Here is a 15,162-nt window from a genome sequence, read left to right on the forward strand (position 1 = left end):
ATACAAAGGGCAATCGAAAATGCGAGATTGGAACACAAAGGGCCGTGAAAGGCTGGCACGTCTAGAAGCCGGCCAGCGCTTCTCTGCCGGCAAGCTTGTCGACCCGCAGCACCTCGTAGCTTTCCTGGAAGCGATCCTGAGACCCGGGGATCGAGTTTGCCTTGAGGGCGACAATCAGAAGCAGGCCGACCTGTTGGCCAAGGCGCTGTCTAAGGTCGATGTCGACAACGTACACGACCTGCATATGGTGCAGTCGGGCGTGGTCTTACCGGAGCATCTCGACATTTTCGAAAGTGGCGTCGCCCGGCGGCTTGATTTTTCCTATTCCGGCCCGCAGTCGGCCCGCATCGCGCGCATGATGTTCGGCGGCCAGATCGAACTGGGTGCCGTTCACACCTATCTGGAACTCTTCGCCCGCTACTTCATTGATCTGACGCCACAGGTGGCCCTCATCGCCGCGGTCAGCGCGGACAAGGCCGGAAATCTCTACACCGGGCCGAATACGGAAGACACGCCAACGGTCGTCGAGGCGACGAGCTTCGGCAAGGGACTGGTCGTCGCCCAGGTGGGCGAGATCGTCGAGCGTGTGCCGCGCGTCGACATTCCTGCCGACCAGGTTCATTTCGTGGTGGACGCCAAGCGCCCCTTCTATGTGGAACCGCTGTTCACGCGCGATCCCGCGGCCATTACCGAAACGCAAATTCTGACGGCAATGCTGGCCATCAAGGGACTGTATGCGCCCTATGGCGTGCGTCGCCTCAATCATGGCATCGGCTTCAATACCGCAGCCATCGAACTGCTGCTGCCGAACTATGGCGAACGGCTGGGATTGAAGGGCAAGGTCTGCACGCACTGGGCGCTGAACCCTCACCCAACTCTGATCCCTGCCATCGAAGCAGGATGGGTGGAGCAGATTCATTGCTTCGGGTCCGAAGTGGGCATGGAAAACTATATGCAGGCTCGCCCTGACATTTTTTTCACGGGACCCGACGGCTCCTTGCGCTCCAACCGTGCCTTCTGCCAGACCGCCGGACTTTATGCCTGCGACATGTTCATCGGCTCGACCTTGCAGATCGACCTTTCCGGCAACAGTTCGACCGTGACTGGCAGCAGGGTCGCAGGTTTCGGCGGCGCCCCCAATATGGGATCGGACGCCCGAGGTCGGCGTCATCCGAGCGAAGCCTGGTTGCGTGCCGGCAGGGAAGCCGACCCCGCCGCAGCCACCCCTGCCCTGCGTCGAGGACGTAAACTGGTTGTTCAGATTGGCGAGACCTTTGGCGACGGCATGGTGCCGATGTTCGTCGAGCGTTTGGCCGCGTTGGATTTGGCCGACAAGCTGCAACTCGATCTGGCTCCTGTGATGGTTTACGGCGACGACGTGACCCACATTGTTACGGAAGAGGGGATCGCCAATCTGCTGTTGTGCCGTGACAAGGACGAACGGGAGCAGGCGATCCGCGGCGTGGCCGGCTACACCGAAGTCGGTCGCGCCCGGGACCGCAAGATGGTGGAGCATCTGCGTCAGCGCAAAGTCATCCAGCGTCCCGAAGACCTTGGAATAGATCCATTGGATGCCGATCGCAGTCTGCTGGCTGCCCATTCCATCAAAGATCTGATGCTTGCCTCCGGCGGCCTCTACAGGCCGCCCACCCGGTTCCGCAATTGGTAAGGCCGATACCATGGAAAATCTGCTCTATGAATTGAAATCGACACAGACCGGCGGAACCCGCGCCGTCGCTCTGGTGGGCGTCGTCGCTTCGGGTAACCTCGAAATATTGCTTGAACGGCGGGAAGCGCCCGACCGGTGCGTCATCGAGATCGCAACGCCGGCTCATGGTTTCGCCGAGTTGTGGGCGGCGGTCACCGAAGATTTCGCGGCACGCTCTGCCGCCGGCGGTCTGCGCATCACGATCAATGATGGCGGCGCACGACCTGACATGGTGGCGCTGCGCCTGGCCCAGGGCGTGCGGCTGATGGAGAAGCCAGAATGAACGATCCTCGCACGCTACGCCGAAGCTGGTACGAAGAATCTGCCCGCGGCCGGTTGCTGCATCTGCTCGATGCCGGCAGCTTCACCGAATTCCTAGGCCCGGAATGGCGGGAGACAAGCCCGCACCTTGCGCTCTTCGATTTGCCTCGGCAGTTCGACGACGGCATCATCGTCGGTGCCGGCCGCATCGACAGTCGCCCCGTGCTGGTGGCCGCCCAGGAAGGGCGCTTCATGGGCGGCGCCATTGGCGAAGTTCACGGCGCCAAGCTGACAGGCCTGCTGCAAGCCGCGGCCAAGATGCGGCGGGATATCGTCATTCTCTTCGACACCGGTGGCGTGCGCCTCCAGGAGGCCAATGCCGGCGAGCTGGCGATCTCCGAGATCATGCGCGCCGTGCTGGAGGCGCGATCCGGGGGCGTGCGTGTCATCGGCCTTCTTGGCGGCAGGGCGGGCTGCTATGGCGGCGGCAGCCTGATTGCCGGCTGCTGCTCCGCGCTCGTCATCTCCGAGCAGGGGCGTTTATCCGTTTCCGGGCCGGAGGTTATCGAGACGAACAAAGGCGTGGAAGAATTCGACTCCCGCGATCGAGCCTTGGTCTGGCGAACCATGGGCGGCAAGCATCGCTACCTGATTGGCGGGGTTGATGTCTTCGTCGAAGACGATATCCCCGCTTTCCGGGTTGGTGCAATTGCCGCGCTACAACGGCCAGCCATCTTGGACCAAGCGGTGCTCGAAGCGGAACAGACGCGGCTCGAATATCGATTGCGCCGTTTTGGTGATGCCCGTGATGCCACCGAGATATGGGCCCGGCTGCATATTGAGCATTCCGCCGAAATACCGGACCGGGATATCGAGACTTTCCTCACCACAGCCAATATCCATCGGGAGAGTGCCGATGCAGCTCGCTGATATTCTTCCTTCACTCTTTCCAGCCGGCTACGAGATAACGCAGGCGGATGGGCTTGTTACCGGCTGGGGCCGGTTGGACCAACAAAACCGGATCGATCTGATCGGCGTAGCCGACAAGACCTATCCCGGCGTCGATGAGGCGCTAGCCGTGGCCGCGCATGTCCTTTCCGTCGCCCGGCGGCCGGACAGGTCGCCCCTGCTCTTCCTGGTCGACTCCGGCAGCCAACGGATGAGCCGGCGTGATGAACTCCTTGGTCTCAGCGAGGCGTTGGCGCACTTGGCGAAGGCATTATGGCAGGCAGAGCGTGCCGGACATCGCACGGTCGGCCTGCTCTACGGTGGCAGCGCTGCCGGCGCCTTCATTGCCACCGCGCTGGCCTGCGGATCGCTCGCAGCCCTGCCCACCGCCTGGCCTGAAGTCATGGATCTGCCATCCATGGCGCGAGTGACCAAGCTGCCGCTCGCTACGCTGAAGGAAAAGGCCGAGACAACCCCCGTCTTCGCGCCCGGCCTCGATAATCTTCTTGCAACCGGCGCCATAGCAGAGGTTTGGGATCCAGCGGCTTCTTTGAACGCTCAACTCGCAGCAGTTCTTGCCAAGCCTGCTTCAAGTGATCTGCGCGCAAGATTGGGCGCCGATCGAGGCGGCCGGCCGAAGGCCGCCATGATTGCGGCCGAAGTGGAACGGCTGGCTTTGCTCCATGATTGATGTCGCTGCCCTCCGCCGTCACGATCTCGCCTATGTGCGCTCCGAGGCATGGCCCGGCCTGCTGCAAGGCCGAGTCGAGGCGGAAATGGAGCCCGATCTGCTGGCATGGGCAACATTGGGGCGACCGACAATTTTCCGTCGTCGAATCTGCAGCGATCCAACAGATATCATACCCTTGGGGCTGCCACTTCCACCGGGCATGGGGCGCAAACGGCTTGCGCTCGCCTGCCCACCGACTGCCGTGATACGGACAGCGCCTCCTCCTCTGCTGAGGGATGTGCTGCCCGCGGCACCGGCACGATGGCGCCCGACCATTGGCGCGCTGTTGGAGGCAAATGCCTCGTGTCGCTGCTTCGGGAGTTTGGCTTGGCAATACCTGACCGGCCTTTCCTATCTGATCGATACTTCCGATCTCGATCTTTTGATCGAGTGTCGCTCGAGCACAGATGCAATGCGAGCGACGGCTTTGCTGAACCATGTTGCCGAACGCGCGCCGATGCGTATCGACGCGGAATTGATCACGCCTTGCGGCACGGCCGTGCAATGGCGGGAATGGCTGTCGGGAAACCCGGAGCTACTGGTTAAATCCCATACCGGATCGGCCCTGATTGCGCGGGAGGCGCTCTTTGCATGACGTTTCCATTGTTGGCTGAACGACGCTCTGTCGCCATCGAGCATTGCGATCCCGAGCTGATCGGACAGTATGCCGCACGAGCGCTGGTTCTGGAGGTGGAAACTTGGCCCAAGCCCGGCTTGGTCAGCCACATCGACAACGGCGCTCACGCCGACATGGACGCTGATCTCCTGCGCCTGAGCGCTCGGACGCTGGAACCATTCTTCATCGCGCTTGCCGAGGCGGGCGCCATGGATGCGAGCATGGATCGTCTGCGCCAAGTCGGTATAGAGGCGGAAAGCGCAATGCGGAGTGCGACCGGAGGGGTCAATACCCATCGCGGCGCCATCTTCGGTCTTGGCCTGCTGGCGGCGGCAGCCGGCTTGGCGGCAACGTGCGATTGGCAGGCACCGCTCGGTGCCCTGATCAAGCTGCGTTGGGGACAGGATATCATCGGCAAGGCGCCGGAGCATGACAGTCACGGCAGTATCGTGGCGCGACGCTACCATGTCGGCGGCGCCAGGACGGAGGCTGCCGCCGGCATGCCGTCCGTCTACGATATTGCCCGCCCGGCGCTTGCCGAAGGACGGCGTCTGGCCATGGGTGACGAGGAAGCGGCAAGGGTCCATGCGTGCATGGCTCTGATCGCGGTGGTCGACGACAGCAATTTGCTCTATCGTGCCGGCTCTGAAGGGCTGAATTTCGCCCGCGACAAGGCACGCGCCTTCCTGGCGGATGGCGGGGTCGGACGGGCGAATTGGCGCTGGGATGCCAAAGCCATTCACGAGGCGTTCGTCGCGCGCAACCTCAGCCCGGGCGGGTGCGCCGATCTCCTTGCCATGGCGCTATTTACCGAGGTGTTGGAATTGTGACCCTTGCGCTGCTTTGTTCGGGCCAAGGCCATCAGAACCGGGAGATGTTCCGGCTGCTGGCAACGGAACCCGAAGCGCAGCCCATATTCGAGGCCGCGACCGCCGTGCTCGGGATCCACCCAATGGACTTCTGCCGAACTGCTCCCGAAGCCGCCTTGCATGCAAACCGCGAGGGCCAGATCCTGTGCGTGACGCGCGCGCTTGCGATTGTTCGCGCCCTTTTCCCGACCGGCGCGCCCAGCGAAACGCTGGTGGCCGGCTACAGCGTCGGCGAAATGGCGGCATGGGGGGTGGCCGGCATCTGGTCGCCCATGGATACTCTCAGGCTTGTCGATCAGCGGGCACGGGCAATGGATGCAGCGGGCGGGCCAAATGACGGGCTCGGCTATGTGCGCGGTTTGCCAGAGGCGGCCGTGGAACATCTAGCCAACCGGTTCGGCTGCGCAATCGCCATTGTAAACCCGGATCTCCTGTTCATCGTTGGCGGTGACAGACGATCAATCGATGCGCTCTGCGCAGCGGCGCTGCAGGAAGGTGCCGCGCGTGCCGCCCCGATGATGGTACATGTCGCCTCTCATACACCACGGCTCGCCGGTGCGGTCGCACAGTTTGACAACGCTCTTGCCTCGGCGGTCATGAACCGCCCGATCCTCCGCCTCATGACCGCCAGTGGTGCCACCCTTGTTACCGATCCGCATCGCGCTCGAAAAGGTCTGGCACGGCAACTGGCCGAGAGGATCGATTGGGCAGGCATGGTTGAAGCCGTGGCCGAACGTGGCGTGACCGCGATCCTCGAACTGGGGCCTGGCCGTGCTCTGGCGGAAATGGCAGCCGTTGCCCTGCCTTCAGTCATGGTGCGCGCAGTGGATGACTTCCACAGTCTTGCAGGTGTTAGGGCCTGGCTGGCTGCTCGCTGAAATCAAGACCTCTGCCTCGATTCCTCGAAGCGACCGCGGCACAGATACCTCTCTCGTAGTGACGGTGGAAACGGATGCAGACGACCCTTGGGACCGATTTCATTCAGACAAGTGGACGGCCCTATGTCAGTACTGCATGCTGAAACCGATCGGATACAGCGGATTGGCCGTGTCGTGCGGAACGTCGGATTTCTGCGCCAACACCTCGGCCATGGATGAGGGAAGTTCGAACGGCAGCTTGCCTTGCGCCTTCTGCTTACCCTCGATCACATCGAACAGGGCTTCGTCGCTGGCACCGAAATTGGCAAGGATAGCACCGGCCCGATCACGGAGGCCGGTGAGGATCGCCGGCCGCGCCAGATAGATCGTGACAATGGTCGGAACCTCCTTGGCGGCGCTTTTGAAGGCCTCGAAATCAGCATTGCCGTCCTTGAAATCAAGATCGCCCTCCTGGTGACGGGAGCCGAAGAAATAGTTCATATGCGGCTGTTGATAGGGTGCACTCAGCCGCACCAGCGCAAAATCAGCTTCGCGGGCCGTAGCAACGACCGTAAAGCCGCGGGCCGCTGCCACTTTCGGATCGACCCCATAAAGGAACACCTTCTTGTCGCTCCGGACCGGCAGAAGCTTGGCTTTGTTGTCGAGCAACACCATTGCCTTGGCCTGCGCGGCAGTCGCTTCCGCTGCGAATGTCGGATTGCCGACGATCGAGCGTGCCTTCTCCGGATCGACATAGGGATTCTCGAACAGGCCCTGCTCGAATTTCTGGATCAGGATCCGGGTCGCGGATTGATCGATGCGCTCTTCGTTGATCTTCTTATCCTTCACCGCTTCCACGAGAAGGTCCGAGGACGTCACGCCGCCGAACTGATCGACGCCGGCATTGACGGCTTTTGCGAACCGGTCGACACGGCTCATGTCCTCCACACCCCAGGGCATGCCGAAGGTTTCCTCGTTCAGAGTTGGCTTCACACCCGGCTTCTCACCTTCCAGGCAGGTGCCCTTGCAATCGTTGGTGATAAGCCAATCGCTGAGGATGACGCCGTCGAAACCGTATTTCCCGCGCAGCAGGTCGGTCAGAAGCTGCTTGCTGTATCCGGCTCCGACCGGTTCCAGCGGCTTGCCGTCAAGGTTGACGCCCTCGAGGATCGAATAGGTGGGCATCACGCCTGCGACCTTGGCCTTGAACGCTCCTTCGAAGGGGATCAGATGCTCGGCGAAATTATTGCCGGGAAAAACGGAACGGCGGCCATAGGCGTTGTGACTGTCGTAACCGTCCTTTGCAGCACCATAACCGACCCAGTGCTTAGCAACGGCGACGACGCTATCGCGGTTGATGCCGGTCTCGCCGTTCTGAAAACCGGCGACATAGGCTTCCGCCATGGATTTGGAAAGTTGCGCATCCTCGCCGAACGTGCCGTTGATGCGCGGCCAGCGGGGTTCGCTTGCGAGGTCGATCTGGGGAGAGAGCGCCTCCTGGATACCGACGGCGCGATATTCCTGGCGGGCAATGTCGCCGAACCTTCGCACGAGCGCCGCATCGCCGATGGCCGCGAAACCAAGAGTCTCAGGCCACTTCGAGAAGCCGCCGGCAGAAACGCTCGCACCGAGCACGAATTGGAAATGATTGCGAGGATCAGTACTGATCGTCGCCGGAATGCCGAGACGGCCGGCTTCGGCGATCTCCTGCAACTTGTTGTTCTCTCCGGCGAGAACAGCAGGATCGCCAGACAATCGGGTGATGAAGGTGACGACCTTGCGCTTGTCGATCATCTCGCTAGCGCGGTCGAGATCATATTGGGAACCGACACCCATGCCGGCTCCGGGACCGACGGAAGGCGCCGTGCCGTGCATCATCAAGCCCGCCTTCTCCTCGAGAGTCATACGCCTGACGAGATCGGCAGCGCGCTCAGCGGCCGGCAGCCGCCAATCCTCGTAAGGGTCGAGTTTGCCGTTGCTATCGAGATCCTTGAACGACAGCCCGTCCACGTTCAGCGTTTTGGCGATGCGGGCGGAGAGCGCCGGCTGCTCCTGCGACAAAGCCGTCGAAGCGAACAGCGATCCGAGCACGGACATGGCGATGAAATATTTCATGGCATCCCTCTCAAAAGCATCCTAATCGATCCCTAAGCTGAAGGGGCGCAGACTGCGCCGCGTCATTGTGCAATCATATAATCCGTAAGCAAAAACTAACGTAACTCATCGACGATCGGATTGCTGAGAATACCGAGCCTGTCGACTTCCACCTCGACGACATCTCCGGGCTTCATCCACAACGGCGGCTGGCGCTTGGCGCCAACGCCGCCCGGCGTGCCGCTGACAATGACGTCGCCTGGCTCCAACCGAGTGAAACTGGAGCAATACTCAATCTGCTGGGCGATATCGAAAATCATCTGGCCGAAGGTCGCGTCCTGCACGACTGTTCCATTGAGACGCGTCTGAATACGAAGATCGGGCAGCGGACCAAGCTCGTCCGGCGTCATCATCCACGGCCCGAAAGCGCCGGTGTCGGGAAAGTTTTTGCCCGGGGTGAACTGGTGCGTATGACGCTGGAAGTCGCGCACGCTGCCATCGTTGTAGCAGGCATAGCCGGCGACATAGCCCATGGCCTCATCGCGCGTAATGTAACGGCCGGACTTGCCGATAATGACTGCCAGCTCGCCTTCGAAATCGAGTTCCGTCGAGACCTTGGGACGCACGATCGGGCCGAGATGGCCTATCTGGCTATTGGCATAGCGAGCAAAGATCGTCGGATTTTCCACCTCCGCACGTCCCGTCTCCTTGCGATGCATTTCATAGTTCAAGCCGACGCAGAGGATCTTGTCGGGATTGGGAATGACCGGCAGCCATTCGATTTGGCTAAGCGGCGTGGCAGGGGCGGAAGCGGCTGCCTCGGCAACGCCGGCAAGACCGGCGGCCACAGCCGATTTGAGATCGGCATAGCGCGATGCGAGAGCCACGCCGGTATCGAGGAAGCGATCGCCCTCCACGACGCCCCAGGTCGTGCGGCCGGCGATCTTGACGGTGGACAGTCTCATGGTTCTTGCTCCTGTAGTGGGATCAGACTTGGCGGCGGGCGCTTTCACACCCGCTGCATTTGATCGGTGAAGCGCGTCATCTTGCCGAAGCGCTCAATGGTGCGATCCGGAAAGATCAGCGCGAAGGCGGAAATTGCGCCGATGATGAGGATTGCGGCGGTGAACAGCATGGCATTTGCATAGCCGGCGGCGACATGATCGGGTCCGGCGGCCTGCACGATCATGCCGGTGACGGCGTTGGATGCGAGCGCGGAGACAGCGTTTGCCGAATAGATCACAACGATCAGCCGGCCGCGCTGGACGGCGGGCGCGACGCTTCCGAGTGTGATTGGGCCGTAGATGGTCGTCAGGCTCGGAGCGGCAAAAGCAATCGCGATCAGCGCCAGTTGCAGCGGGCCGCTGACATGAACCGAGGCGATCAGCGCCAGGCCGCTGACGAGCAATGCATAGCCCGAGGCGCTGCCGAGGGCGGTACGCTTGCTGACACCCTTCTGAAGCATCCGCTGCGCGATCCATGATCCGATGAGCAACAGCGGCGACTGAAAGATATAGACAGCCGAGATGATCGAACCGGTCTCAGTCTGCGAATAGCCGAGACCCTGCTGCAGGAAGGGCGGCAGCCATGTGGCCGACATGCCGACGATCCAGTAAGACATGGTCGACATGATGATGACGCCGATCACGGTCGGGTCGAGCCAGAGCTTGCGAGCCGGAATCGGGGACTCTTCGCCAACAACGCGAGCTTTTTCATTCTCCGCGACCGCATGCGGTCCCTCGCCGCCGATGAGCAGCCAGGCGATGATCCAGGCGACACCGATCAGCCCGCAGAAAAGGAAGCCCGAACGCCAGCCATAATTGACGATCACATAGGTCAGGATCGGCCCGCCGGCGAGCAAGCCGACGCTGATGCCCTGCAGCACGACGGCACTCGGCACGCTGCGCTTTTGCGGGCTGAACCAGTTGTGGCAGGCATGCAATGCCGTCGGCAGCCCAGGTCCTTCTCCAAGGCCGAGCAGGATGCGGCAGGCGACAAGAACCGTCACCGAACTGGTGAAGTAGATCGGGATCTGCGCGATCGACCAGATTGCCGCAAGAATGACAAGGATCCATTTGACAGGAACGCGGCCGATCACGAAGAGGCCGACGAGGACGCCGGATATCGAGAACAAGAGAAAGAAGCTGCTGCCGATCAGGCCGAACTGCTGCGGCGAAATACCGAGGTCTTTCATGATCGACACGGCGGAAAGGCCGAAGACGAGCTTGTCGAAGAAGTTCAGCGTTTGGAACAGAAAGAGAAGGATAAGGACGGCAAAAGGTCGCCAATTGCTGGCGGTATCAGCGGTTGACTTGGTCATATGTTCCTCCCAGAACCCCACAAAAAACTGCAATTCCTGACGGGCGCATCTGTCAGGCGAGACGAGTACGCAGATCGGCGATCTGCTGGCGAAGCGTCTCGACGTTGCTGGCGGCGCCAAAAACATAATGATCAGGGCGCACCAGCGCGGCGACCGCGCCATGGCGGTCGAACCAGGCCGAAAGCACACCGTCCTTTTCACGAAGCGCCGACGGATCGGCTGCATCATCGTTTTGACGCGCAACGGCTTTCACAACGATCCCGTCGATCGCTTCGGCCAGGGCTTCTCCCTCTCCCGCCCTGATCCGACGGCCGTCGAGAACAAGCCGCCATTCCGGTCCGGTAAAGGTATCCAACAGGCGCGCAGAAGCGCCTTCGACGATTACCGGCTGCGGGAATAGCAATCCTCGCGCCGGTGTGCCTTCCGCTGCGATCAGACCTTCCTCGATCGGCGGTACGATTTCCTGACGGGTCAGGACGGGTGGTTTGCCGCCGCCCTCCGCGAGAATGCGTGCGTCGCGTGCGGCAGCTGCCGCCGGGTCGCGTTCACAGATCGTCTGGCCGATCGCCTTGATCTTGCCGGTCAGCGCCCGCACATGCCGCTTGCGCTCGACCGTGTAAGTGTCCAGCAGCTTTTCGGAAGATTGCCCCTTCAGGATGCGATCAAGCCGCCAGACGAGATTGGAGACGTCGCGCAGGCCCTGGCACATGCCTTGGCCGATGAAGGGCGGCTGCTGGTGCGCGGCATCACCGGCAATCATTACCCTGCCCCGTCGCCATTCGTCGGCGACCAGCGCATGAAAGCGATAGGCGGCGGCGCGCCAAAGCTTACCCTCGTCCGGCGTCAACCAGGGCGACAGCAGCCGCCAGACATTCTCCGGCTTTTCCATCTCGCGTGGGTCTTCGCCTGGCAGAAGCATGATTTCCCACCGGCGGTGGTTCTTCGGCCCCATGATGTAGCTGGTCGGACGCGCCGGATTGCAGAACTGGGCCGAAGTCTGCGGCAAGTTACCAAGTGCAGCCTCATGCACCTGCACATCGACGACGAGCCACGGCTCGTCGAAGACGAGATCTTCGAGCCTCATTCCGGATAATTCTCGCACGCGGCTCCAGGCACCATCGCAGCCGGTCACGTATTTTGCGGTGATCGTCTGATATTCGCCGGAGGCATTCTTAAGCGTTGCGACGACCTCATCAGACCGCGACTGAAGAGCGACCATTTCCGTACCAAGCTCTATCGTCACGCAGTCGAAGCTCTCCGCATGACGCCTCAAGACGGCCTCGACCGGAGGCTGGGTAAACACCATGCTGGGGGTATAGCCGAGCGGATAGGGCTCGGGCACCATATCGATACGGCGAATGAGCTGCCCTTCAGCGCCAAAGTGCTGGGATGCCGTGAATGGTGCGATATGGGGAAGCACTTCGTCGGCAATGCCCATATTGTCGAAATGGCGCAAAATTTCGTGGTCGAGCGCGATGGCGCGCGGCTTGTCGTAAATACCGGTCAGCCGATCGACGACGAGCGTGGAATGGCCGCGTGCGCCAAGCATGCCGGCAGCCACGGCTCCCGCCGGGCCGAACCCGACCACCAGCACGTCATAATGATTTGAAATATCGTTGTCGTTCTTCACAGGCATGCCTCTGCAAGTGTCTACTGGGCGCATCAGGCGCCGGAAAATCCGATGGAAATCTGCGCCTTCTTGCAGGCGTCGCTCTTTGGAGGCGCAATGCCCCAGTGGTCGGTCCGACCGGGCGGCCAGACCCATTCCTCCGGACCTCGGGCTCGGTAGCTGTCATCGACCTGCAGGACTTCCGCGGTGTATTCGATCACCACGCCATGCGGATCGACAAAATAGGCGAAGACGTTGTCGCCCGGCCCATGCCGGCCGACGCCCCAGCCGATCGGATAGCCGTGATCGACGACGCGGCCCGAGCCTCGCATGACGGATTCGAGATCGGGCATCAGGAAGGCGACATGATTCAGCCCATTTGCCGGTGCTTCAGCCAGCACGACCGCATGATGGTCGTCGTTGCAACGCAGGAAGGCCATAAGCTTCGATCGGTCGGTCAAGCGGAAACCAAGAACATCGCGGTAGAATTCCGAAAGCGCCTCGATCTGAGCGCTGTTGATATTCACATGGGCAAGCCGCCCGGGCCGATTGGGGACCACATGCCCTTGCTTGCGGTGGTCACCGTACACAAATTCCAGAACCGAACCTTGTGGCTCGCGGATGACGAAACGCTCGCCGCCAGAGGGCGCATCGGCGGGCCCGATTTCGCGCAGGACTGCGCAGCCTGCAGTAACTGTTTTTGCGAAGAGCGATCTCAATTCTTCGGGCGTACTCACGCGAAAGCTGATCTTGCGCAATTCCGAGCGGTCGCTTTGCTTCAATTCCAGCACATGAAAATCATCGCCCGTTGCCGCTAGGAAAACCTTGTTCCCCACCCCGGCAACGACATCCAGCCCCCACACGCGGGTGTAGAAATCGACCGACGCCGCAAGATCGGGCGTACCCAGTTCCACGCTGCGCAGAGCAATAACAGGAAATTCGGTCATAGGATCAAACCTCATCCAGAGCCAGAAAGGCTTGCGCATTCCCAAATGTCAGGCGCTCGCGCAAACCTGTATCTGCGAACGCTTCCTCGATGCGAGTAACAGGCTCGTTCTCGCGGAAATTAAAGGGATAGTCGGTGCCGAGCAGCACGCGCTCCTCGCCGAAAATAGAAACCAAGCGGCGCAGCATGTCCGCATCGAAGACCAGCGAGTCCACGTAGAGCCGCCGTACCTGCTCCGCGGGCCTCTCCGGCATGGTCTCATTGAGGGCCGGGAAAGCCGAATAACCTTGCTCCAGCCGCGGCAGCAGCGAAGCGAACGTGCCACCGCCATGACTGAAGGCGATCCGCAGTTTCGGGAATTTCCGAAGTAGCCCGCCGGTAATCACGGATGCGGCTGCCAATCCGACATCGGTCGGGTAGCCGAGCACCTGCTGAAGCGGAGCCGGCCCAAACAGCCTGTCCATACCGGTCGGACGCACCGCATGTACGAACACGGCGGCGCCAAACTTCTCGGCTTCCGCAAAGAACGGATGAAAACGCGGATCGCCGATCGTGACACCATTGATGTTGCTGCCGATCTCGACACCGCGAAAGCCGAGTTCGCCGACGATGCGATGCAATTCGAGGATGGCAAGATCGATATCCTGAAGGGGAACACCCCCAAGTCCGACGAAGCGCCCCTCTCCTTCGGTAACAATCGCGGCGATCGAATCATTGACGTGTCGGACCAGGTCGCAGGCAGCGCTTGTTTCGATCCAGTAGCCGAAGAGTTCCGGCATGGGCGAAAGTGCCTGAATCCGAACGCCGGTCCTGTCCATCTCCTCCAGCCGTCTTTCAGCAACCCAGCAGGCATCGCTGACCGTGCGGTATGGCTTGTCATCGATGCCACGGCAGGTGCAGCCGTTCGAAAAGGCGCCCGGCGCTCCCTTTTCCGCTCCGCTCATTGGATCCTCCCTCATCAGCACCCCTCATAATGTATAAACTTTTCTGCGTAAAGCAAAAATTTATAAATTTCGCGCGGACGCTTCATCGTGTATATAAAAAGCGATTTGCAAGCCAGAGAGCACCATGAACGTCAACCTGCTGAAGAAAGGGGCCGAAAGCCCCGCGACATTGGCAACCAGCATCTATGAGCGGCTGAAGGCCGACATCCTCTCAACGCGACTGGAGCCCGGCCGGAAGCTGCAATTGCGCTTTCTGATCGAGCATTACGATGCCGGCCAGACGCCATTGCGCGAGGCACTGAACCGCCTGACGACGGAGGATCTCGTCATTGGAAAGGAACAGCGCGGCTTCTTCGTGAAACCGATCAGTCTGGATGAATTACACGAACTGACGAAAACGCGTTGCTGGGTGGAGGGGCTGGCGCTGCGCGAATCCATGGCGAACGCAACGCCCGAGTGGGAGGAGGCGCTTCTGGTGGCGCATCACCGGCTGGAGCGCACTCCGCGCTCGCTCAATCCGGACCATTTTGAAGACAATCCGGAATGGGAAAGGTTCCATCGCGCCTTTCATGCGCTTCTCATTGGCGGCTGCGGATCGAAGCCTCTGATCGGCTTTTGCGAACAGCTTGCTGACCGGCTTTACCGCTATCGAGCCCTTTCAATTCGCAAGGCCTTTCGGGTCCGCAAGGTCAGCGACGAGCATGCTCGTATCCTGAAAGCCGTGCTTGATCGAGATACCGCTGAAGCTGAGCGGCTATTGCAGCAACATTATGAGAAGACGGCAGAGATCATCCGCGTTGATCTTGAAGCCGAAACAGTCAGCCCTGACCCGCGAGGCAGAGTAGCCTGATCCCGTCATGAAAGAGCTCGGCAGGTAACGGGATAACAAAACCGGGCTCTTGAAGGGTACCCGAACCGACGGCCTTCTCGTCTCAATGCTGGCTGTCAAAGCTTCGTGAATTCAACACGGTATCAGCATAAAATCCTGCCCCATGGGCTGCCCGGGCCAGCGTAATCAGTGCCCTTGCTCGCTCGGCCACGGACTTGCCCTTGAGGTTCGTCCATCCATATTCCGTGACGACGATATGCATGTCGTTGCGCGATGTAGTCACCGGCCCGGTCAGTGCCGGAACAATGCGCGAGAGCGGGCCAGGTTTTTGCCGTCATAGGCGCCATCGGTGGACGGCAATTGTGTGAGGTGCTTCGCCGTTGTATTCTGTAGGGTGACAAGTGCGTAGCGTGCTCGATTGATAGCCGAGC

General features: G+C 60.9%; 14 protein-coding genes and 1 pseudogene. 8 read left to right on the top strand and 7 right to left on the bottom strand.

What is annotated here, in order from left to right:
• The first annotated feature begins 19 nt into the window (after positions 1-19).
• The 7 genes from mdcA to NXC24_RS34685 are packed head-to-tail and all read left to right on the top strand — an operon-like array spanning position 20 to position 6,010.
• Positions 20-1,669: a malonate decarboxylase subunit alpha gene (gene mdcA, locus NXC24_RS34655; protein ID WP_104827749.1), complete on the top strand. Its 1,650-nt coding sequence runs from the start codon at positions 20-22 to the stop codon at positions 1,667-1,669.
• A gap of 10 nt (positions 1,670-1,679) precedes the next feature.
• Positions 1,680-1,991: a malonate decarboxylase acyl carrier protein gene (mdcC, locus tag NXC24_RS34660; protein ID WP_104827750.1), complete on the top strand. Its 312-nt coding sequence runs from the start codon at positions 1,680-1,682 to the stop codon at positions 1,989-1,991.
• Positions 1,988-2,899, top strand: a complete 912-nt coding sequence (locus NXC24_RS34665) for a biotin-independent malonate decarboxylase subunit beta (RefSeq protein ID WP_104827751.1) — start codon at positions 1,988-1,990, stop codon at positions 2,897-2,899. The genes mdcC and NXC24_RS34665 overlap by 4 nt, the downstream gene beginning before the upstream one ends.
• A complete protein-coding gene (locus NXC24_RS34670; RefSeq protein WP_104827752.1) occupies positions 2,886-3,608 on the top strand; it encodes a biotin-independent malonate decarboxylase subunit gamma in 723 nt (240 codons plus the stop codon). Before NXC24_RS34665 ends, NXC24_RS34670 begins: the two co-directional genes overlap by 14 nt.
• Complete coding sequence (gene mdcG, locus NXC24_RS34675) at positions 3,601-4,242, top strand: malonate decarboxylase holo-[acyl-carrier-protein] synthase (RefSeq protein WP_104827753.1); 642 nt, start codon at positions 3,601-3,603, stop codon at positions 4,240-4,242. The genes NXC24_RS34670 and mdcG overlap by 8 nt, the downstream gene beginning before the upstream one ends.
• Entirely contained in the window at positions 4,239-5,093 is an 855-nt protein-coding gene (gene mdcB, locus NXC24_RS34680) for a triphosphoribosyl-dephospho-CoA synthase MdcB (protein WP_104827754.1), read from the top strand. The genes mdcG and mdcB overlap by 4 nt, the downstream gene beginning before the upstream one ends.
• Positions 5,090-6,010, top strand: coding sequence for an acyltransferase domain-containing protein (locus NXC24_RS34685; RefSeq protein WP_104827755.1), 921 nt, complete (start codon positions 5,090-5,092; stop codon positions 6,008-6,010). The genes mdcB and NXC24_RS34685 overlap by 4 nt, the downstream gene beginning before the upstream one ends.
• Before the next feature lie 126 nt (positions 6,011-6,136).
• On the opposite strand, the gene NXC24_RS34690 is transcribed toward NXC24_RS34685, so the two are convergent.
• From NXC24_RS34690 to NXC24_RS34715, 6 genes are all read right to left on the bottom strand, one after another.
• Positions 6,137-8,104: a glycoside hydrolase family 3 N-terminal domain-containing protein gene (locus NXC24_RS34690; RefSeq protein WP_104827756.1), complete on the bottom strand. Its 1,968-nt coding sequence runs from the start codon at positions 8,102-8,104 to the stop codon at positions 6,137-6,139.
• Positions 8,105-8,199: 95 nt separating this feature from the next.
• The gene (locus tag NXC24_RS34695) at positions 8,200-9,048 is read right to left on the bottom strand and encodes a fumarylacetoacetate hydrolase family protein (RefSeq protein ID WP_104827757.1); all 849 of its coding nucleotides are present in this window, start codon (positions 9,046-9,048) and stop codon (positions 8,200-8,202) included.
• 44 nt (positions 9,049-9,092) lie between these two features.
• Complete coding sequence (locus tag NXC24_RS34700; RefSeq protein ID WP_104827758.1) at positions 9,093-10,403, bottom strand: MFS transporter; 1,311 nt, start codon at positions 10,401-10,403, stop codon at positions 9,093-9,095.
• Positions 10,404-10,455: 52 nt separating this feature from the next.
• Complete coding sequence (locus tag NXC24_RS34705) at positions 10,456-12,033, bottom strand: bifunctional 3-(3-hydroxy-phenyl)propionate/3-hydroxycinnamic acid hydroxylase (protein WP_281060728.1); 1,578 nt, start codon at positions 12,031-12,033, stop codon at positions 10,456-10,458.
• A 32-nt stretch (positions 12,034-12,065) separates the two neighbouring features.
• Positions 12,066-12,959 (bottom strand): VOC family protein, encoded by an 894-nt coding sequence (locus NXC24_RS34710; RefSeq protein ID WP_104827760.1) that lies wholly within the window; start codon positions 12,957-12,959, stop codon positions 12,066-12,068.
• Positions 12,960-12,963: 4 nt separating this feature from the next.
• Positions 12,964-13,902: an amidohydrolase family protein gene (locus NXC24_RS34715; protein ID WP_245464134.1), complete on the bottom strand. Its 939-nt coding sequence runs from the start codon at positions 13,900-13,902 to the stop codon at positions 12,964-12,966.
• A 124-nt stretch (positions 13,903-14,026) separates the two neighbouring features.
• On the opposite strand from NXC24_RS34715, the gene NXC24_RS34720 reads away from it, so the two are divergent.
• Complete coding sequence (locus tag NXC24_RS34720; RefSeq protein WP_104827762.1) at positions 14,027-14,752, top strand: GntR family transcriptional regulator; 726 nt, start codon at positions 14,027-14,029, stop codon at positions 14,750-14,752.
• Positions 14,753-14,834: 82 nt separating this feature from the next.
• Here the strand turns inward: NXC24_RS34720 and NXC24_RS34725 are convergent.
• Positions 14,835-15,053, bottom strand: a pseudogene (locus NXC24_RS34725) (acetyl-CoA hydrolase/transferase C-terminal domain-containing protein); the annotation flags it as partial.
• Between the last annotated feature and the right edge of the window lie 109 nt (positions 15,054-15,162).

The organism is Rhizobium sp. NXC24, assembly GCF_002944315.1.
Classification (GTDB): domain Bacteria; phylum Pseudomonadota; class Alphaproteobacteria; order Rhizobiales; family Rhizobiaceae; genus Rhizobium.